Source organism: Prevotella sp. DNF00663 (assembly GCF_001553265.1).
Taxonomy (GTDB): Bacteria; Bacteroidota; Bacteroidia; order Bacteroidales; family Bacteroidaceae; genus Prevotella.
Genome location: NZ_KQ960598.1, coordinates 22,710 through 40,958 on the forward strand (window position 1 = coordinate 22,710; position 18,249 = coordinate 40,958).

Genomic DNA, 18,249 nt, shown 5'->3' on the forward strand with positions numbered 1-18,249 from the left:
GCAATAACAGATAATAAAATGAGGGTTCCTCCAATATATATAGTGGTCAGGAGAGTAAGCATGATAGTCTATAGAATTACAAATCTTCAGTAAGATAACCTTGAGGGAGTGTGCGACAATTGTATTGGTTGGCCATAATTTCGCCATAAGCCCCCGCACTTCTGAGCGCTATCAGGTCGCCACGGTGGCATGCGTTGAGCTTAATAGCCTTGGCAAACACATCGCTGGATTCGCAAATAGGTCCCACAATATCGTATGTTTCGACTTTATTTTCGCTGCTGAGATTCTCTATTTTATGCGAAGCTTGATACAAGGCTGGGCGGATGAGGTCGGTCATGCCGGCATCCACAATGGCAAACTGTTTGTATGTACCTTGTTTGATATACAGTGTCTTGGTGATGAGTGAACCGCATTGGCCTACAACCGCACGTCCTAATTCAAAGTGTACTTGCTGTCCTGCACGTAATTCCAAATGTTTAGCGTAGGTATCGAAATATGATTTGAAATCAGGAATCGGGTTCTCATTGGGATTATCGTAGTCGATTCCCAAACCACCTCCGACGTTGATATTTTCTACAACGATGTGATGTTCTTCCAATTGAGATTGCAATTGGTTGATTCTATCGCATAGTGCGATGAAGTCGGACATCTCTAATATCTGAGACCCGATATGGAAATGTAGACCTATGAACTTGATATTCTTGAGTTTCTTGGCCTCAGTTATTACGTATTCCATATCCTCCATGGCGATACCAAACTTGTTTTCGGCAAGTCCGGTGGTAATATTGGCATGCGTATGTGCCCCAACATTGGGATTAATACGGAATGCTACCTTGGCAATCTTGCCCTTCTGTTCGGCAATTTCATTAATGACCATCAACTCCGGGATGCTCTCTACATTGAAACAATAGATGTCATGGTCGAGTCCGAGTTCTATTTCCCAATCGCTTTTACCCACACCTGCATAGACAATATGAACAGGAGAAAAGCCCGATTGAATCGCTGCTCTTATTTCACCACCACTCACACAGTCGGCTCCCAAGCCAGATTGGCAAATGATCTTCAATATTTTGGCATTGGCATTGGCTTTGACTGCATAGTGAACTATGAAGTTGGCGTGCTTGCCAGCTTCTTCTTTGATGGTATCTAAGGTCTTTCTCAAGACCGCAGTATCATAATAATAAAATGGAGTTGGAATCTTTTGAAACTTGTCAATAGGAAATATTCCTTTACTCATAGTGTCTTGTATTGAAAGGAGAGTGTGTACTTGAGCGGTACACACTCTTAAAAATAATCTTCTTATGCTTCGAAAAGAGTGCGGCTGAGATTCTGCAATGCTCTCTTCTTATCAGCTTCACGAATTAAGAAAGAGATATTGTAGTTTGAGCCACCGTATGAAATCATGCGCACAGGAATGTCTTTCATAGCATCCAATGCCACTGTCTCAAAGCCGACATTACTCCAGTCAAGATCGCCGACCACGCAGATAATACACATATCGGAATCCACTGTGACAGTGCCATACTTCTTGAGTTCGTCTACGATCTCATTGAGATGAGTAGGATTATCCACGCTCATTGATACTCCTACTTCTGATGTTGTAATCATATCAATAGGCGTTTGATAGCTCTCGAAAATCTCAAATACCTTTCTTAAGAAGCCTGTAGCTAGCAGCATTCGGCTCGATTTTATCTTGACAGCAGTGATATTATCTTTCGCAGCTACGGCCTTAATCTTGCTTCTAACGATGACATTATCAATGATAGTACCCTCTGCATTCGGGGCCATTGTGTTCTTTAAGCGAACGGGAATACCTGCATATTTAGCCGGTTGAATGCAAGTGGGGTGAAGAATCTTGGCTCCAAAGTAAGCCAATTCAGCTGCTTCTTCAAAGTTCAACTGCCTTACTGCCTCTGTTCTCTCGACGATACGAGGGTCGTTATTGTGCATGCCGTCGATGTCGGTCCATATCTGTATCTCCTCTGCCGGCAATGCTGCGCCAATCAACGAAGCTGTATAGTCAGAGCCACCACGTTCCAAATTGTCTACTTCTCCATATGCATTGCGGCAGATGAAGCCCTGTGTAATGTAGATTTGGTAGCCCGGATTATTCGCCATAATCTCTGTTAACTTCTCCTTTATATATTGTGGATCTGGCTCAGAGTTTTTATCTGTGCGCATGAAATCAAGCGCACTAATGAGTTTAGCCTTTACCCCTGTCTCCTGAAGATAGTTTACTACCATGTTGGTACTCATGATTTCACCTTGAGCAACAATGTTCTTTTCCTCGAAACTTGTGAACAAATCCTTGGTGAAAGAACGTAGATATTCAAACTCTTCGTGCAAGAAATCAGCGGTTTGGGTCTTCTTTTCTGCTGTAGTATATAGTTCTTCTACATGCTGGGCATACTTTCTTTCCAGTGCATTGATGACTTCGTTTGCGCCTTCGGGGTTCTTTTTATATAAGTAATTGCTGATTTCAATGAGCGAATTAGTAGTTCCGCTCATAGCAGATAATACGACAAAGGTGGGTTCCCCTGATTCTGTGATTAATGAGGCGACATTCTTCATACGTTCGGGTGAGCCAACGGAAGTTCCTCCAAATTTCATTACTTTCATACCGCAATTATTTTGTTGATGGATTATCTAATTCTTATTCTGGTTTGGCCGATTCTGTATGGTCAGCTATTTCGTTTTCTTCCTCTTCATCGTTGATAAGGTCAAGCTGGTTGTGTTCGCCTGTTACATCTTGTAAAGTTTTGTCCTTACATTGATATACGATGCCGGGGAACTGGTCTAGCATAGAAATATTATGCGTCGTCATGATAACTGCTGCTCCCGTACCTGTAATGTCTTTCAGCAGCGACACGATGTTTCCGGCCGTCTCTGCATCCAAGTTACCGGTCGGTTCGTCGGCAATAATCATCTTTGGCTGGTTCAGAATGGCACGCGCAATGGCAATGCGTTGCTGCTCGCCACCGGATAACTCGTGTGGCATCTTGTCTATTTTGTCTTGCATACCCACTTCTTTCAGCACGCTTTCGATGCGTTTGTTGATTTCATCTTTGCCTTTCCAGCCTGTAGCTTCAAGTACAAAGCGGAGGTTTCTGCGTACACTTCGGTCGTGCAACAGCTGGAAATCTTGAAAGATAATGCCTAAGTCTCTACGCAATGCCGGTACTTCTTTCCTCTTCAAATCAAATAGGTTTCGACCAAGCACTTCTGCTTTCTGGTTTTCGTTTTCCTGTTCTAAGTCGAGTTCACAGTATAATGACTTCAGCAAAGAACTTTTACCGGTTCCTACCTTACCTATTATATAGATGAATTCTCCCTCATTCACTTGCAAGTTTACATCTTGTAGAACGAGGTTGTCGACTTGATATACATTTATGTTTTGGTAATCTATTAACATCATCCGTTAGTTTTAATCGTGTTTATGCCAGTTAGGATCATGGCGAACTTGTAACTCTTTGGCAATATCTTCAATTCTTAACCCCTTGCTTGTCAGTAATACGATGAGGTGATAGAACATATCTGCGCTCTCATAGATGAGGCGTGAATCCTCTCCATTGGTTGCTTCGATGACGGCTTCCAAAGCTTCTTCGCCCACTTTCTGAGCCATGCGGTTCAGTCCATCCTTAAATAGACTGGTGGTATATGAGCCTTCTGGCATCTCTTCATGGCGTTTCTCTATGAAGTCTTGCAACTCTGTCAAGAAGAGTAGGGGATTTGCGTTGTTGTCTTCTCCCCAACAAGTGTCGGTTCCTTTGTGGCAAGTTGGTCCCTGTGGATGCACCATGATGAGCAACGTATCGTTGTCACAATCGTTTTTGATGCTCACTACGTTTAGGTAATTTCCCGATGTTTCGCCCTTTGTCCACAGGCAGTTGCGAGTCCTACTCCAAAAAGTCACCTTTTTAGATTCTAATGTTTTCTCGTAGGCCTCTTTATTCATGAAGCCCAACATCAGTACTTTGTGGGTTATAGCGTCTTGTATAATAGCCGGCACAAGGCCGTTTAGCTTCTCAAAGTCTATCTCTGTCATATCTTAATCTTGTTTTTATTTCTTTATAATCTTATATTGATGTCCCTTTGGGATAAGTATTCTTTCAGTGCCGGTATCTTGATTTCGCCGAAATGGAATACACTGGCAGCCAGCGCAGCATCGGCTTTACCGCTGATGAAAGCATCTCTGAAATGTTCCATTGTGCCTGCTCCACCACTCGCAATGACCGGTATATTGACCTCTTCGCTCAACTTTGCTAGTGCTTCATTGGCGAATCCCTGTTTCACTCCGTCGTGGTTCATGCTCGTGAAGAGTATCTCTCCGGCTCCTCTATCGGCAGCTTCTTGTGCCCATTCTATCAATCCGCGCTTGGTACGAACCCTTCCGCCATGCGTATAACAGTGCCATCCGTCTTCGTCCAGCCGTGCATCTATGGCGCAGACGCATACTTGTGAACCGTAGTTATGGGCTATCTCTTCGATGAGTTCGGGGTGGGCGAGGGCGGCACTATTGATACTTACCTTGTCGGCTCCAGCGTTGAGGAGCCTGTCTACATCCTTCAATTCGTTGATACCTCCACCAACCGTGAAAGGTATATTGATTTCACGAGCCACCCGTGTCACCATTTCGGTAAATGTCTTTCGGCCTTCGAAACTTGCCGTGATGTCTAGAAAGACGAGTTCGTCGGCTCCCGCATTGCTGTAAGCCTTGCCTAGTTCAACCGGATCACCGGCACTCCGCAGATTCACGAAGTTGATTCCTTTAACCGTTTCTCCGTTCTTTACATCAAGACAGGGGATGATTCGCTTGGCCAATCCTCTATTTGTCATACGCTTATCATGCGGTTTAGTTCTTGTATATCAATTCGTCCTTCATAGAAGGCTTTGCCGAATACCACTGCAGGGATACCGGCTTTGTCGAGTTCCATGATGTCTTGGTTGCCCGAAATACCGCCACTTGCAATGAGATGCAACTGTGGATAGGTTGCCATTATCTGTTGATATAGCTCCGTGGCCGGCCCAGCAAGTGTCCCGTCTTTGCTGATTTCCGTGCATAGTACGTTCTTCACACCATGGTCGGTATAGGTCTTTAGGAATGGCAACAACTCCATTTCTGAATCTTCTTTCCATCCATTGATGGATACTTTTCCATGTCTGACGTCGGCGCCCAGTATGAGTTTGTCGGCTCCATATTTGTCCAACCATTGCAAAAACAATTCCGGTTGGGTCACGGCAATAGACCCCACGGTCACTATTTCAGCCCCACAAGCAAACGCAGTCTGAATATCTTCATCGGTCTTGATGCCACCTCCGAAGTCGACTTTCAGCTTTGTGGCTGTCGTAATAGCTTTGAGTGTTTCAGAGTTGACGATGTGTTTAGACTTTGCCCCGTCCAAATCCACGATATGCAATCGCTTGAATCCCATCGATTCAAAGCCCTTAGCTACCTTTACCGGGTCACTTTCATACACCGTTTTACGAGCATAGTCGCCTTGGGTCAGTCTTACACACTGTCCTTTGATGAGGTCTATGGCAGGAATTAGTTCGATGTTCATCTTCTTACAATATCAATGAAATTCTTTAATATCTGTGCCCCCGCATTACCACTTTTCTCTGGATGGAACTGGGTGGCATAGAAGTTGTCCTTGTGCATGGATGCACTGAAAGGCTGGACATAGTCAGCTGTGGCTATCGTATGCTTGCAAAGAGGTACATAGTAGCTATGTACGAAGTAGGTATACGGATGTTCTGGTATGTCGGTATATAGTTCCGACTTCAAGTCGTAAATCTCATTCCATCCGATGGCCGGCACTTTATCCTCGTGCCGAGTAGGTGTAAAACGCTTTACTTTGGCATCGAATACACCGATACAGTCGGTATCTCCCTCTTCAGAATGTTTACAGAGCAGTTGTTGACCGATACAAATACCCAATACTGGTTGCTTTAGATTTGCAATGACTTGATCCAATTTATGTTCTCGCAGATAAGCCATGGCATGATGAGCTTCGCCCTGTCCGGGGAAGAGTACTCCGTCGGCGCGTTGCAATTCCTCTATGTCGTCGGTTAAGGTTGGGCTTATTCCCAATCTTAACATGGCATTGACGACCGAGTAGATATTGCCGGCATTGTATTTTACGATTGCTATCTGCATGTTGTTTCTTGTTTAACTGAAGATGATGGTCTTGTTGTGATAGGTCAATATCTTACGCTCTATATGTTTGGTCACGGCTCTAGAGAGTACTATCTTCTCCAAGTCTTTGCCTTTTAATACCAGACTTTCGGGCGTGTCTTTGTGCGTAATGCGCGTCACATCCTGCTCGATGATAGGACTGGCATCTAATTCTGTGGTAACATAGTGACTGGTCGCGCCAATGATTTTCACTCCGCGCTCCCATGCTTGATGGTAGGGACGCGCACCGATGAACGCCGGCAAGAACGAGTGATGGATGTTGATTATCTTGTTAGGGTAGGCCTGAATCATGTTGTCGGTGATGATTTGCATGTAACGAGCCAACACGATGAATGTCACTTTCTCCTTTTTGAGCAACTCCATTTCGGCTTTCTCCACCTCTTCTTTGTTGCTGTGGTCTTTCTTGATAGCCCATACATGGTAGGGAATATCAAACTGTTCGGCTACATATCTCAGGTCTTCGTGATTGCTTACGATGCAAGGTATCTCTACGTTCCACTCACCGGCTTTGTACCGAGCAAGCAAGTCGTATAGGCAATGGCTCATCTTACTGACAAAGATTGCCATTCTCGGACGCTCGTCATTGAAGTATAGGTTGAATCCCATTTGGTAGCGTTGAGCATATAGAGTGGAAATATAGTCTTCTATCTTTGCCCTAGGAATCACGAAGTTATCCAATTCCCATTCTATGCGCATGAAGAACATACCATCTTCACGATCCACATACTGGTCAAGGTACACAATGTTTCCCTTGTTATCAGTGATGAACTTAGTGACCTCGGAGATGATCCCCTGTTTGTCAGGGCAGTGAAGGAGCAATATAGCCGTCGGTTTCATCCTCAATTATTCAATTTATACCGTAAATAAGCTTATGCACTTTAGCCTTGCAAGGCTATGCAGCCTATCTTATGCAATGATAGTGCCAATGAGTGTAATGTGAGTTTACTCACGTATTACCGAGTGCAGCCTATCTTATGCAAAGGTAGCATATTAAATTGATAATCGATAATTGAAAAATGAAAAAATAGATACATCAGCCGAATATCATATCCGGATGGAATAAATATGCATTGTAAAATCGGAAATAGCTATTATTCTGTTGTTTCGGGAGTATGCAATATGATGCTTGTGGCGCCGATGGTAAAGAGACTCCCATCTTCTAATATTCGACGCTCCTTGTCGCCCAATATTTCGTTGTCTACGAATGTTCCGGTGTAACTGGGGCCATCTCTTAGCACGTATTTCAGCTTGCCTTTCTTGTCTCTGCTGACCGTTACGACACAATGGTTCATATCAATACTAGGGTCAACAGTTTCGATGGGGCAATTGGTTTTACTGCCTTTCATGTATCGCCCCAGTACGTTGTCGCCCATTTGCAGAGGAATGACCTGTTTGTAATGGAATACATTCTCGATGACGGTTAAGGTTCCGTATTCTCCGGTGGGAACTTCGTCGGTGTTGGATTCTTCTTTTTGGGTCTTTCTTAATTTAGAAACGCCCATTCGGATACTGAATTGCTTGCCACATTGCGGACACTCAAATACCAAGGATTGTCCTGTCTGGTATTTGGTCTCGTCGAATATGATAAAGTTGTCGCATTTAGGACAGCGTACTCTCTTCATTTAGTTGATTTTACTAATCCAACAATCTGCAAACTCACTATTGTCGTTGAGTTTGTTCATAGCTTGACGAGCTTCTTGCTCTGTAGCGTATTTGCCGTAGACTACTTTTCGGTTTTGTCTCTTCTCCAGTACGCTTGCTTCTTTGTATCCTGCCGCTTTGAGGCGAGCTACATAGGCCTCAGCGTTGTGTCGAGTCACTTTGCTGGCTAATACCAAACTATAATATGGTACATCAGTGGCTTTGTTTTTGCGAACTCGCGAGGCTGTGGAAATTGAATCGGCAGCTTTTGCTACGGCTTCTTGGATGTTTTTTGGAGTGATAAGGGACTTGCTGTTTATGTCGCCAATAGTCATATCGCTAGGCATAATCTTGAGTAACAGACTCGTATCGGGAGTTGCGTTCGACAGCATCTTATCGTTGTTGAGCGGAGCCGGAATGAGCAAGAATGCCATCAATATGATGCATGCCGCTGCAATATTACGTAGGATGCTAACCTTGATACTGACAACTTTTTCCTCCTCATCTTCTGCTATGACAGTGGAAGTCTCGGACAAATGGCGTGTGCCAACATCTCCCGACATTGGTTTGAGTGGAATAATGGCAGCCTCTTCTGTCTGAGTTTTCTGTTGTCCCAAGGCTCTCATTTGGAACGAATTCAATCCATATAAACTAGGCGTGAGAATACCTGCTTCGCAAGGAGTAAACTGGAGGTGCCCGTCTTTATCTAATGAAAGGGTACCAATATCATTGAATTCATATTCTCCTTGGTTGTCAAGGATGAGCCGAAGTTCTGCTACTTCCTGCTGGATTCGGTCTAATGCCTCCGGGTAACTGATGTCGTATGCCTCAATATACGACTGTGCTAGAAGCGAATCGTTCAATTTGAGTTGCGGATTAAATCCTACTGTACGCGAAGGGGGGAGGAAAACACCGTCTCCCTCGTCATACCTTGCTTCCACATGATGTGCCATAAATCCACCGAATCCGGGGATTATCACACAATCATTGTTCAGCAATAGAATCTCTATATGTCTTTCAATTCCTAGCACGTTTGCAAAATTACCAATTTATTACGAGAAAGACAAGTGAATCAAGCAAAAATAGTTTCGTCATTTTCTGAATAATCTTTTGTCGTCAATTTTATTTGTAGTATCTTTGCGTTGTTACAATTGCTGTAGTAAGCTTGTTACTTCGTAACTTTGGAAGTTAGTGGAAGGTAACGGAAGTTAAATTCTCTAGGAGGAGAGGAGTCGACAGGCAAATGTCAATAAACTCCACCTAGTACTGCGACATCTATTAAGTGTCTAACTCCTGATGATTCTGAGGTGAGGCATTATAGCAACGTTTGGACAATGTAGTTAAATTATGGAATATCAAGAGACCGAGATAAAAGGAGTCTTTATCATCAAACCGAAGGTGTTTAACGATGCTCGCGGCTATTTTTACGAGGCGTGGAAGCTAGCGGAATTCAATGAGCATGTGGGACAAGTGGACTTTATTCAGGATAATGAATCTAAGTCGTCTTATGGCGTTTTAAGAGGATTACATTACCAGAAAGGTGAATATTCGCAAGCCAAATTGGTGCGTGTGATTCGTGGTCGTGTGCTCGATGTGGCTGTAGATATTCGTCGTAGTTCACCTACTTTCGGCAAACATGTGATGGTGGAATTGAGTGAAGAGAACAAACAACAACTTTTTATTCCGCGTGGCTTTGCCCATGGCTTCTTGGTATTGAGTGATGAGGCTGTCTTTACTTATAAAGTAGATAATATTTATGCACCTGAACATGAAGCTGGTATACGGTGGAATGATGAAGCACTCAACTTGCAATGGCCTATAGATAAGAAAGATGTGCTGACGTCGGAGAAAGATTTGAAGGCTAGCAGTTTGAAAGATGCCGTGTTGTTTGATTGATATACGCGGTATGCAATGCTATTGAATGAATTTGAGAATAGAATTTTAGACTAATATGCATAGGCAAATTAATATCACTTACATTCTCGCGAGCGCTGTATTGCTGACCTTACTACTCTTGGTATCATCTTGTAAAGAAAGAGGGCAGAAAGCTATGGCGGTGGAAAATCGTGTAGCAAAGAAGATGTTGCAGGGTGTTTGGGTGAACGAAGATGAAGATGAGCCGGCTTTTAGAGTGAAAGGTGATACCATCTATTATCCTGATTCTACTTCAATGCCTGTTTATTTCCAAGTGGTAAAAGATACGTTGGTACTCCGTGGAACAAATGTGGTGAGTTACCCAATCGTTAAGCAAGTGGCTCATTTATTCGTCTTTCGGAATCAGGTGGGCGACGTGATTACGTTGCAGAAGACGACGGATAGCGCTTATCTGCGGTTCTTTCAAACCAAGAAAGTGGTTGTGCTCAACCAACAACGACTTATTAAGCGCGACTCGATAGTGATGCATGCTGATGAGCGGTATCATTATTATGTGCAGGTGAATCCCACATCCTATAAAGTGGTTAAGAGTTCATTCAACGATGATGGGGTAGAAGTGGAGAATGTTTACTACGACAATATTGTTCATCTAGGTGTCTTCAATGGTAATCGTCGACTCTATTCGCGTGATTTTCGTAAACAAGATTTTAGTTTGAAAGTTCCTGAACAGGCGCTCAGGCAAAGCGTATTGAGCGATATTGTATATGTGAAGTCCGACTCCGAAGGGCTTCATTTCTCAGCTTCTGTTTGTATTCCTGATAGTCCAAGTAGTTATGTTGTTGAACTTATTGTGGATTATCAAGGACGTATGAAGATGCAAATAGCATAATATTACAACTTCACTTGATTTGCTGCCGAGTCTTTACAAGAATGCTGTAAAGACTCGGCAGCATTGTTGTTAGGGCGGGGCAGCAGTGTTGCCAAAGTTCTGCAGCGAAATAAGTGTGTGAATTGTTAAGTTCGTGAGCTATTGATTTGGTAGCAAGAAGTGAGAAGTTGGATGCAAAGAGCGATGATTGCCGCCTGCTTACGCCTATTATCATACACTTAATATCATTGTTTGTGTGGGTGAATCCAACTCGCCCCTACATGCAGATTTTTGTTTGAAGAACCACGATCGTTTCAGCCTTAATCCCTCATTTTTAGTCTCTTTTTCTCCCTATATTATAAAAGATGTGTAATCATTGCAATATTTTCATAAAAAATATATATCTTTGTACGTCAAATGGGACTGTCTTTAATGATGCGTTCTCTGCGAGTTATAACAGGCTCAGATGTGGAGACGAGTTCTCTGGAGTAGCGCGTTTATCGTAGCGTTATATTAACCTCCATGCTATTTGTATGAAGGAGAGGAGTCTCGTCTCATAAAATCAAGGAAAACATCTGTTTATTTACTTGCTGGATATTGCGAAAATCCATTTCCCATTTTATTTTTTTTCTGTTTTTGGAGTACAAGCTTGTGGCCTAAAATGGAAAGCTAGTGGTATTAGAGGACGCTGATAAGGGAGGGTAGATTATATTACTAAGTGTGTGAAGAATAGGGTAATCATACAAAAATACATGGTAGCGCAACGTGATATAAGTATGGATTTGGCAAAAGCTATTGCAATCATGTTGGTATGTATTGGATGAGTTTAAAATATTTATATTATAAATTTCACCATCTTATTTTGTATGGTGCTATAGGATGTTGTGCTTCAGGTTTGGATTTTCTTGTGTATAGTTTTCTTGTACAAATAGGGGGGCAACATTATATAATATCCAATTGTATTAGTGTGTTAGTCGGTATCGCAACAAGTTTCACATTGAATAGGAATTACAATTTTAAGGTTAAAGACAAGATCAAGAAGCGTTTTAGTATATTTCTAATAGTAGGTTTGTGTGGAATGTTTTTAAGTAATACCATTCTTTGGGTATGTATAGAGAAACTCCTATTTTCTAAGTTAGTATCTAAGGTTTTATCTATTGTTTTGGTGGTGTTCTTTCAATTCCTGTTAAATAAGTATTTTACATTTAGTCCTTCAAAGAAATAATGCCAGTATGAAAATCTATTTTGTAATGCCTGCATACAATGAAGAGTTGAATATTGCAGAAACAGTGGAGAAGTGGTATCCAATCGTAGAAAGTGTAGGGGAAGATTGTCGTTTGGTGGTAGCAAACGACGGGAGTAAAGATAAAACATTCTCTGTTTTGAAAGAAATAGAGAGAAAATATCCTCAATTAGTAGCTTTAGATAAGCCAAATGGAGGACATGGTTCTACAGTATTATTCTTGTATAAATATGCCATTGCTAATCAAGCTGATTTTATTTTTCAAACTGATAGTGATGGTCAGACTAATCCTAATGAATTTTCCTCGTTTTTAGAGTTAATAAGAAGCTATGATTGTGTGATGGGCTGTAGACCAGTGAGAGGTGATGGAAAAAACAGGAAAATGATAGAAAATATACTCCGTAGCTATGTGTGGCTTTACTTTCGAGTTTGGCTTCCTGATGCGAATGCACCTTTCCGTTTGATGAAGTCTTCTGTAGTTTCAAAGTATTTGGGTTTAATGCCATTAGAATTTAATTTGCCTAATGCGGTGTTAGCAGCTTGTTTTACAAAATTCCATGAAAAAGTAGTTTATAGAAATATTACTTTCAAACCTCGTCAGAAAGGTGTTAATTCTATTAATTTGAAAAAGATATTTATGATAGGATATAAGGCTATTTTTGATTTTTATAAAATAAGTCGGAATATGTCGGTATATAAGTCTACATTATAAACAAATCCTGGGTTTTAAGATGATGAAGAATAATAATATATATATACCATATGCCTTGATAGCTGTTTTTAGTCTTTTATTCCTTGTAATATATTTTTATACAACTTCCCCGTTTTATGCGGAACCGAGTTCTATGGACTCTGCAGTTTTCCAACTTATTGGAAAAGAATGGCTAAATGGTGGTTTACCTTATGTGACCCTATGGGATTTGAAAGGACCAATAATTTATTTAGTAAATGCTTTAGGCTATGCCATTGCAGGGACTCGATTGGGAGTGTTTATAATAGAATGGATTGTAGTGACTACTACTTTAGCTATTATGTATCGTTGGTTATGTAGTGAGTTCTCTGTGAAAATTTCATTAATATTAATAGTTTTTCCACTATTAAATATCTGTGCAAATGATTTAGGGGGAAATGCCGTAGCAGAATATATACTTCCTTTATTGGCAGTCTCTTTTGTTGGCATATATAGTTGGATATCAAAAGTTTCGGAACAAACATCTGTGGTGCAGCATAGACCTATCTTTGCTATAGTTTATGGTGTAGTATTATCTTTTAGCTTACTATCACGTATTACGAATGCGATAGGTGTTTGTGCAGCAGTTGCGGTAATAGGAATATATTTGATGATTAAAGGTGAATGGAAAAATCTGTTTAAAAATCTTTTGTACTTTCTATTAGGTTTCTTTTCCATTTTAATTCCATGTGTATTATATTTTAGAAGCCACAATGCAGAATATGATATGTGGTATGGTACCATCTTGTATAGTATAGATTATGCTAAAGATGCAAATTCTGTATATCACTCATTGGTAGAGCTTCTCAAGTCTATAGTTCATTTTGTTGATGTATACGTGTTGCTACTTGTATCTTTTATACTTTTAACTATACCTAAGAGACGTATCACTGGAGGGATGTGGTTGGCAGTTTCTGGCTTTACATTAGTGTGGCTTCTTAGTGGGTGGGGATTTGCCCATTATGGTTTGATAGCTATTCCATATTTTTGTATCTCCATTTTAGAAATGAAGCATATTTATGAGTATTATCGACATAAAAATGTATCTAAAGTTTTAGTTATTGTATTTTCTGCTTATGTTGCTATCATTCTTTTGGGTGCTATCCATTCATATCGGTTGTATTTAAATTTATATCAAGATAATCAAGAATTAAAAGAAGCTAGGGCTATTTTAGCGGAGTTACCTTCTGATTATAAGACCTCGTTTGTAGCATATAATTGCACTCCTGACTTGTATCTCTATAACGAGATTACCCCCTATTATCCATATTTTAGCCTTCAAGATTTTGAGAAGCGTAATAGCCCATCTTTGTCTAAGCGTGTTTACGATACTTTTGTTTATGGTGATGTGAAATGGATTCTAGTTAGGGATATAGAAACTTGTACTTTAAAGAAGGAATTATTGAGGAGATATGATATATATATACAGCATGATAAAACTCTATTGACCGTATTGAGAAGCAAAAAGTAAATAACTGTTTTTTCTGAAGTTAAATCATTTACCCGTTGGCGAAATTAATTTAGTGCGTATTTAATTCTTCCGATGGGTTTGTTATTAATAAAATTGACATCTTGTAATATGGTCAGCGCACTAATTTCCCGATTATTCGGGCAAACAGACCACATGTTATTTTCGCATAATTTCTGATGAATAGAAATTGCTCCGTGAGTTGCGAGAAGAGTGTTTCAATCCTTTTTCTGGCTTTGGCAAAAGGGATTAATGTTGGTTTCCAATTCTTTTGATTCAGCCGATATGGACATTCCAATCTAATGTGAGCCGTTTGGAAAAGATCGAGCTGAACGTCAGCCCCTATATATCCCTTGTCTCCATAGATGTTACAGTCATGATAGACCAGCTTGACATCTTTCATATAATTGAGGTCATGCACGCTGGCTTTTGACAAATCATAGGAGTGTATCACCCCACTTAACCCACAGAGTGCATTGAGTTTATAACCAAAGAAATACATGTTTTGAGAGGCACAGAAACCGAAATCCGGTGCTTGTGGGAAATCTCCCGTTCGTCCCATCTTGCAACGCTTCCCTCGGGCAACCCTGCACACGGCTATCGGCTTGGAATCTACGAAGAACTGAGTTTCCCCTCCGTCCATTTGGGCGGCTATCCTCTTTCGTATAGCTTCGCATAATCCTGCGGTATTCTTCCTGCGGTCGTTGAATTGCCTGCGAGATATGAGGTTGGGTATTTGTCTTTGTACTCCTGAAGCTTGTAATCAAAAAGCCATTTTTTCACTGTCAATGCTTTCTGATTCCGCTGTCAAGGACAAGACAACGACCTCCAAGTCTGAAAATTTTGGCATGGGACCACGACGGGTTATATTTCCCTGCTCATTGACAAGGTTTTGAGAGAATTGCTTGCATATCTCAAGTATTTTGACGAATTTTGTGTATAAGTTGTACATACGAGGATTTGTAATTAATGGTTTAAACTTCAATAAGTTACTAAAAATCAACGATATGTGCAACTTCTTGTATATCATTATAGCTACATTTTAATTCCGCCAACGGGTATCATGATAACTTTTATTGTTCAAGCTAGAGTAGGTTCTACTCGGTTACCACAAAAAATCCTTTTACCTTTTTATGAGGGGAAGTCTATTTTAGAGTTATTGATAGCAAAACTTCGACTCGTATCGAACACCCAGATTTTGATAGCAACATCTGATGATTCTAAGAACGATGTTATCGAGGAAATAGCACTGAGCAATAATGTAAAGTGTTTCAGAGGTTCGGAGAATGATGTTTTGCAACGTTTTATAGATGCTGCAGAATATGTTGGAGCTGAACAAATTATTAGAGTTTGTTCTGATAATCCTTTTTTAGAATTAGCTTCTATCCAAACTTTGGTTAATCGTGTCTCGGATGAGAAATGTGATTATATGAGTTTTTGGGTTGATGGTAAGCCTTCGATTAAGACCCATTTTGGTTTTTGGACAGAATATGTTACTTTGAAGGCACTTAAAAAAGTACGAGTATTAACAGAGGATTCACTCTATCATGAACATGTAACTAATTTTATCTATTCTCATCCAAAAGATTTTGTCGTATCATGGATAAATGGACCTGATGTGTTGAAAGGGAGAGATGATATTCGACTTACCACTGATACCATTGAAGATTTTAAGACGGCTCAAACTGTATATTCAAGATTAGTAGGAGTGCAGATTTATCCCACAATAGCTCAGGTAGTGAGTTTTTTGGATCAACATGGTGAATTATTACAGTCTATGAAACAACAGATTCATATAAATAGTAAATAGAATATGAAGCATACATATATTATTGGCGAAATAGGACAAAATCATAATGGTTCTGTTGATATAGCTAAATTGTTAACAGAATTGATAGCACGTCCAATCAGGGAAGCTACTTTTGGTTTGGAACTAAAACCTATAGACGCTGTAAAATTGACAAAAAGGGATTTAGAGGAAGAATTATCTGAGACACAAATGAATCGTGTCTATGATAGTCCCAATTCATTTGGTCGTACTTATGGAGAACATCGTGCTTTTTTAGAGCTTTCTGATGAAGAGCACTATGAAGTTTACAAATTTGCCAAGCAGCTTGGCTTAGAATTTGTTGAAACATTATGTGCAAAGAAATGCCTGTCATTATTAAAACTATTTACTCCCGACAGATTGAAAGTAGCAAGTAGAGATTTAACCAATCTTCCATTATTGGAAGTTATGGCTGAAACCAAAATTCCTATTATTCTTTCTACCGGAATGTCGGGAAAAAAAGAATTAGATGATGCGTTGGAGATTATAACAAAATATCATGACGATATTTCTATCTTACATTGTGTTTCACAATATCCAACGATGCCCGATAATTTAAATTTACTTACTATTAAATATCTTCAGAAACATTATGGACAATATACGATAGGCTTCTCTGATCATACAATAGGGATAGCAGCACCTATAGTAGCGGTAGGTATGGGGGCACAAATTATAGAAAAGCATATAACAATTGATCGAGAGATGAAAGGGACTGACCAAAAAGGCTCCTTAGGACCGGATGGTGTGCGCCGTATGGTTCGTGATATTCGTCTTGTAGAACGTTGGATGGGAGAAGAAAGCCTTTATATAGATAAATGTGTGACTGAATCTAAAATTAAACTAGAGCGTTCGATAGCATCTAATAAAAGATTAGAAGCAGGGCATGTCATTACTGAGGATGATTTACATATGCTCAGTCCCGGAGATGGGTTTAAATGGAGTCAAAAAAATGAACTCATCGGTAAAATGATTGTTAATGCTGTGTCCGAGAATGAGGTAATTTATCCAAATAATTTGATATGAAACTTCCAAAGATTATTTTGACAGATATTGATGGAGTTTGGACTGATGGTGGGATGTACTATGATCAGTCAGGTAATGAATGGAAAAAATTTCATACATACGATAGTGCTGGTGTTTTATTTGCTCATCGTTTGAATATCTTAGTTGGTATCATTACTTCAGAAAATACAGAGATTGTTGCTCGCCGCGCAAAAAAACTAAAAATTGATTTCTTATATCAAGGTGTCCAAGACAAGCTTGATGTTCTCTTTCAATTAGCTAAAGAACAAAATGTATCTCTGAATGAGATTGCTTATATAGGCGATGATATTGGAGATATTGCGGTTCTAAAACATGTGGGTATTGCCGGTGTACCAAGCAATGCTCCAGGATATGTGAAGTCTTTTGCTACAATGCACTTAAGCAAATGTGGAGGTGAAGGAGTCTTTAGGGAGTTTGTAGAGAATATTATTATAAGTTCGGAACAGAAACTCCCTTTGTATGAATGATGATATGATATTTGAAACACATAACCATTGAGTGATGAAGCGTTTCTTTGGTAATATTAGTATGCTTTTTAGCGATATAGTTGGGCTTATCCGCCCATTGGTATATCATTTGCAGTATCAGCACTTTCGTCAGATAGGCTGTATTCAGACACAAAATAAGGCATTAGCAATTTTAGGAAATGGGCCTTCGCTTAGGAACTTTAAACCTGCTATGAATATTGATGTGTGTACAGTTAATTTTAGTGCTAATACAGAAAACTTTTTTCTATTGAAACCCAAAATTTATGTTATGTCGGATCCTGAATTCTTTCGTGGGGCTGATAGAGAAGATGTGCGGATGTTATGGAATAATTTGCAAAAGGTGAATTGGAATCTAACATTGTTGTTGCCTTATACTTTTCCGAAATACTTTGTTGAGCAAATGGAAGCAAATACTTTTGTAAAGGTCAAAAGATTCTGTGAATATTTTTGGGAGCCCCAATTAGATATAAATAAACGTTTACAAAAATGGTGGTTTAAAAAGGGATTATTAGCTCCTAGAACACAAAATGTCATGATTCCAAGCCTTTTTAATGCGTTATTATTTGGATATAAAACCATTTTTCTATATGGGGTAGAACATTCTTGGTTGAATTTGACGTTTGTAGATGAGCATAATGTTGTGATGCAAAAAGATACGCATTATTATGGTACAAAGTTACGTCCTTGGACTCATGTTGATAAAGATAGAACTCCGATGAAACTTCATGAGGTACTGAGCATGCTTCAACATACATTTGAAAGTTATTGGCAGATACGCGAGTTTGCAGATTATTTGGGTGATGTTTCTATTATTAATAAAACGCCAGAATCATTTATTGATGCATTTGAAAGAGGATAGATTAAG

The 18,249-nt window shown here is 40.0% G+C and carries 19 protein-coding genes and 1 pseudogene; 9 read left to right on the forward strand and 11 right to left on the reverse strand.

Annotated elements, in window-relative coordinates:
• Positions 1–76: 76 nt before the first annotated feature.
• The 10 genes from lysA to HMPREF3034_RS02230 all read right to left on the reverse strand — a co-directional run bounded on the left by lysA (position 77) and on the right by HMPREF3034_RS02230 (position 8,868).
• Complete coding sequence (gene lysA / locus HMPREF3034_RS02185) at positions 77–1,237, reverse strand: diaminopimelate decarboxylase (protein ID WP_062432785.1); 1,161 nt, start codon at positions 1,235–1,237, stop codon at positions 77–79.
• A gap of 62 nt (positions 1,238–1,299) precedes the next feature.
• A complete protein-coding gene (locus HMPREF3034_RS02190) occupies positions 1,300–2,619 on the reverse strand; it encodes an aspartate kinase (protein ID WP_036898062.1) in 1,320 nt (439 codons plus the stop codon).
• Between the two features lie 34 nt (positions 2,620–2,653).
• Positions 2,654–3,412, reverse strand: coding sequence for a cell division ATP-binding protein FtsE (locus HMPREF3034_RS02195; RefSeq protein WP_062432916.1), 759 nt, complete (start codon positions 3,410–3,412; stop codon positions 2,654–2,656).
• Between the two features lie 12 nt (positions 3,413–3,424).
• Complete coding sequence (gene hisIE / locus HMPREF3034_RS02200; RefSeq protein ID WP_062432788.1) at positions 3,425–4,045, reverse strand: bifunctional phosphoribosyl-AMP cyclohydrolase/phosphoribosyl-ATP diphosphatase HisIE; 621 nt, start codon at positions 4,043–4,045, stop codon at positions 3,425–3,427.
• A gap of 23 nt (positions 4,046–4,068) precedes the next feature.
• Positions 4,069–4,836: an imidazole glycerol phosphate synthase subunit HisF gene (gene hisF, locus HMPREF3034_RS02205; RefSeq protein ID WP_062432792.1), complete on the reverse strand. Its 768-nt coding sequence runs from the start codon at positions 4,834–4,836 to the stop codon at positions 4,069–4,071.
• A complete protein-coding gene (hisA, locus tag HMPREF3034_RS02210; RefSeq protein WP_062432795.1) occupies positions 4,833–5,561 on the reverse strand; it encodes a 1-(5-phosphoribosyl)-5-[(5-phosphoribosylamino)methylideneamino]imidazole-4-carboxamide isomerase in 729 nt (242 codons plus the stop codon). The genes hisF and hisA overlap by 4 nt, the downstream gene beginning before the upstream one ends.
• Entirely contained in the window at positions 5,558–6,157 is a 600-nt protein-coding gene (gene hisH, locus HMPREF3034_RS02215; protein WP_062432798.1) for an imidazole glycerol phosphate synthase subunit HisH, read from the reverse strand. The genes hisA and hisH overlap by 4 nt, the downstream gene beginning before the upstream one ends.
• A 12-nt stretch (positions 6,158–6,169) precedes the next feature.
• A complete protein-coding gene (gene purU / locus HMPREF3034_RS02220) occupies positions 6,170–7,033 on the reverse strand; it encodes a formyltetrahydrofolate deformylase (protein WP_036898077.1) in 864 nt (287 codons plus the stop codon).
• Between the two features lie 254 nt (positions 7,034–7,287).
• Positions 7,288–7,818, reverse strand: a complete 531-nt coding sequence (locus tag HMPREF3034_RS02225) for an FHA domain-containing protein (protein WP_062432800.1) — start codon at positions 7,816–7,818, stop codon at positions 7,288–7,290.
• Entirely contained in the window at positions 7,819–8,868 is a 1,050-nt protein-coding gene (locus tag HMPREF3034_RS02230; protein WP_062432802.1) for an HU domain-containing protein, read from the reverse strand.
• Positions 8,869–9,184: 316 nt separating this feature from the next.
• Here HMPREF3034_RS02230 and rfbC point away from each other — a divergent pair, with 316 nt between their 5' ends.
• From rfbC to HMPREF3034_RS02255, 5 genes are all read left to right on the forward strand, one after another.
• Entirely contained in the window at positions 9,185–9,733 is a 549-nt protein-coding gene (rfbC, locus tag HMPREF3034_RS02235) for a dTDP-4-dehydrorhamnose 3,5-epimerase (protein ID WP_036898086.1), read from the forward strand.
• Positions 9,734–9,788: 55 nt separating this feature from the next.
• Positions 9,789–10,601 (forward strand): DUF4738 domain-containing protein, encoded by an 813-nt coding sequence (locus tag HMPREF3034_RS02240; RefSeq protein ID WP_036898090.1) that lies wholly within the window; start codon positions 9,789–9,791, stop codon positions 10,599–10,601.
• A 799-nt stretch (positions 10,602–11,400) separates the two neighbouring features.
• Entirely contained in the window at positions 11,401–11,805 is a 405-nt protein-coding gene (locus tag HMPREF3034_RS02245; RefSeq protein WP_231725588.1) for a GtrA family protein, read from the forward strand.
• Between the two features lie 7 nt (positions 11,806–11,812).
• Positions 11,813–12,535, forward strand: coding sequence for a glycosyltransferase family 2 protein (locus tag HMPREF3034_RS02250; protein WP_062432806.1), 723 nt, complete (start codon positions 11,813–11,815; stop codon positions 12,533–12,535).
• Positions 12,536–12,554: 19 nt separating this feature from the next.
• Positions 12,555–14,024 (forward strand): hypothetical protein, encoded by a 1,470-nt coding sequence (locus tag HMPREF3034_RS02255; protein ID WP_156431018.1) that lies wholly within the window; start codon positions 12,555–12,557, stop codon positions 14,022–14,024.
• Positions 14,025–14,068: 44 nt separating this feature from the next.
• On the opposite strand, the pseudogene HMPREF3034_RS02260 reads toward HMPREF3034_RS02255, so the two are convergent.
• Positions 14,069–15,048, reverse strand: a pseudogene (locus HMPREF3034_RS02260) (IS982 family transposase).
• Between the two features lie 36 nt (positions 15,049–15,084).
• Between HMPREF3034_RS02260 and HMPREF3034_RS02265 the strand changes: the two are divergent.
• The 4 genes from HMPREF3034_RS02265 to HMPREF3034_RS02280 are packed head-to-tail and all read left to right on the forward strand — an operon-like array spanning position 15,085 to position 18,243.
• Complete coding sequence (locus HMPREF3034_RS02265) at positions 15,085–15,831, forward strand: cytidylyltransferase domain-containing protein (RefSeq protein ID WP_062432809.1); 747 nt, start codon at positions 15,085–15,087, stop codon at positions 15,829–15,831.
• Between the two features lie 3 nt (positions 15,832–15,834).
• The gene (locus HMPREF3034_RS02270) at positions 15,835–16,875 is read left to right on the forward strand and encodes an N-acetylneuraminate synthase family protein (protein ID WP_062432811.1); all 1,041 of its coding nucleotides are present in this window, start codon (positions 15,835–15,837) and stop codon (positions 16,873–16,875) included.
• Positions 16,872–17,363: a KdsC family phosphatase gene (locus HMPREF3034_RS02275; RefSeq protein ID WP_062432814.1), complete on the forward strand. Its 492-nt coding sequence runs from the start codon at positions 16,872–16,874 to the stop codon at positions 17,361–17,363. The genes HMPREF3034_RS02270 and HMPREF3034_RS02275 overlap by 4 nt, the downstream gene beginning before the upstream one ends.
• A gap of 31 nt (positions 17,364–17,394) precedes the next feature.
• Positions 17,395–18,243, forward strand: a complete 849-nt coding sequence (locus HMPREF3034_RS02280; RefSeq protein ID WP_156431019.1) for a hypothetical protein — start codon at positions 17,395–17,397, stop codon at positions 18,241–18,243.
• Positions 18,244–18,249 lie beyond the last annotated feature (6 nt).

Bases quoted from the DNA above. Each gene is read 5' to 3' on its own strand.
- HMPREF3034_RS02195 (WP_062432916.1), bottom strand. From the start codon at position 3,412: ATGTTAATAGATTACCAAAACATAAATGTATATCAAGTCGACAACCTC.
- hisIE (WP_062432788.1), bottom strand. From the start codon at position 4,045: ATGACAGAGATAGACTTTGAGAAGCTAAACGGCCTTGTGCCGGCTATT.
- HMPREF3034_RS02250 (WP_062432806.1), top strand. From the start codon at position 11,813: ATGAAAATCTATTTTGTAATGCCTGCATACAATGAAGAGTTGAATATT.
- HMPREF3034_RS02240 (WP_036898090.1), top strand. From the start codon at position 9,789: ATGCATAGGCAAATTAATATCACTTACATTCTCGCGAGCGCTGTATTG.
- HMPREF3034_RS02270 (WP_062432811.1), top strand. From the start codon at position 15,835: ATGAAGCATACATATATTATTGGCGAAATAGGACAAAATCATAATGGT.
- lysA (WP_062432785.1), bottom strand. From the start codon at position 1,237: ATGAGTAAAGGAATATTTCCTATTGACAAGTTTCAAAAGATTCCAACT.
- hisA (WP_062432795.1), bottom strand. From the start codon at position 5,561: ATGAACATCGAACTAATTCCTGCCATAGACCTCATCAAAGGACAGTGT.
- HMPREF3034_RS02265 (WP_062432809.1), top strand. From the start codon at position 15,085: ATGATAACTTTTATTGTTCAAGCTAGAGTAGGTTCTACTCGGTTACCA.
- purU (WP_036898077.1), bottom strand. From the start codon at position 7,033: ATGAAACCGACGGCTATATTGCTCCTTCACTGCCCTGACAAACAGGGG.
- HMPREF3034_RS02245 (WP_231725588.1), top strand. From the start codon at position 11,401: ATGAGTTTAAAATATTTATATTATAAATTTCACCATCTTATTTTGTAT.
- HMPREF3034_RS02190 (WP_036898062.1), bottom strand. From the start codon at position 2,619: ATGAAAGTAATGAAATTTGGAGGAACTTCCGTTGGCTCACCCGAACGT.
- HMPREF3034_RS02225 (WP_062432800.1), bottom strand. From the start codon at position 7,818: ATGAAGAGAGTACGCTGTCCTAAATGCGACAACTTTATCATATTCGAC.
- hisF (WP_062432792.1), bottom strand. From the start codon at position 4,836: ATGACAAATAGAGGATTGGCCAAGCGAATCATCCCCTGTCTTGATGTA.
- HMPREF3034_RS02255 (WP_156431018.1), top strand. From the start codon at position 12,555: ATGATGAAGAATAATAATATATATATACCATATGCCTTGATAGCTGTT.
- rfbC (WP_036898086.1), top strand. From the start codon at position 9,185: ATGGAATATCAAGAGACCGAGATAAAAGGAGTCTTTATCATCAAACCG.
- HMPREF3034_RS02275 (WP_062432814.1), top strand. From the start codon at position 16,872: ATGAAACTTCCAAAGATTATTTTGACAGATATTGATGGAGTTTGGACT.
- hisH (WP_062432798.1), bottom strand. From the start codon at position 6,157: ATGCAGATAGCAATCGTAAAATACAATGCCGGCAATATCTACTCGGTC.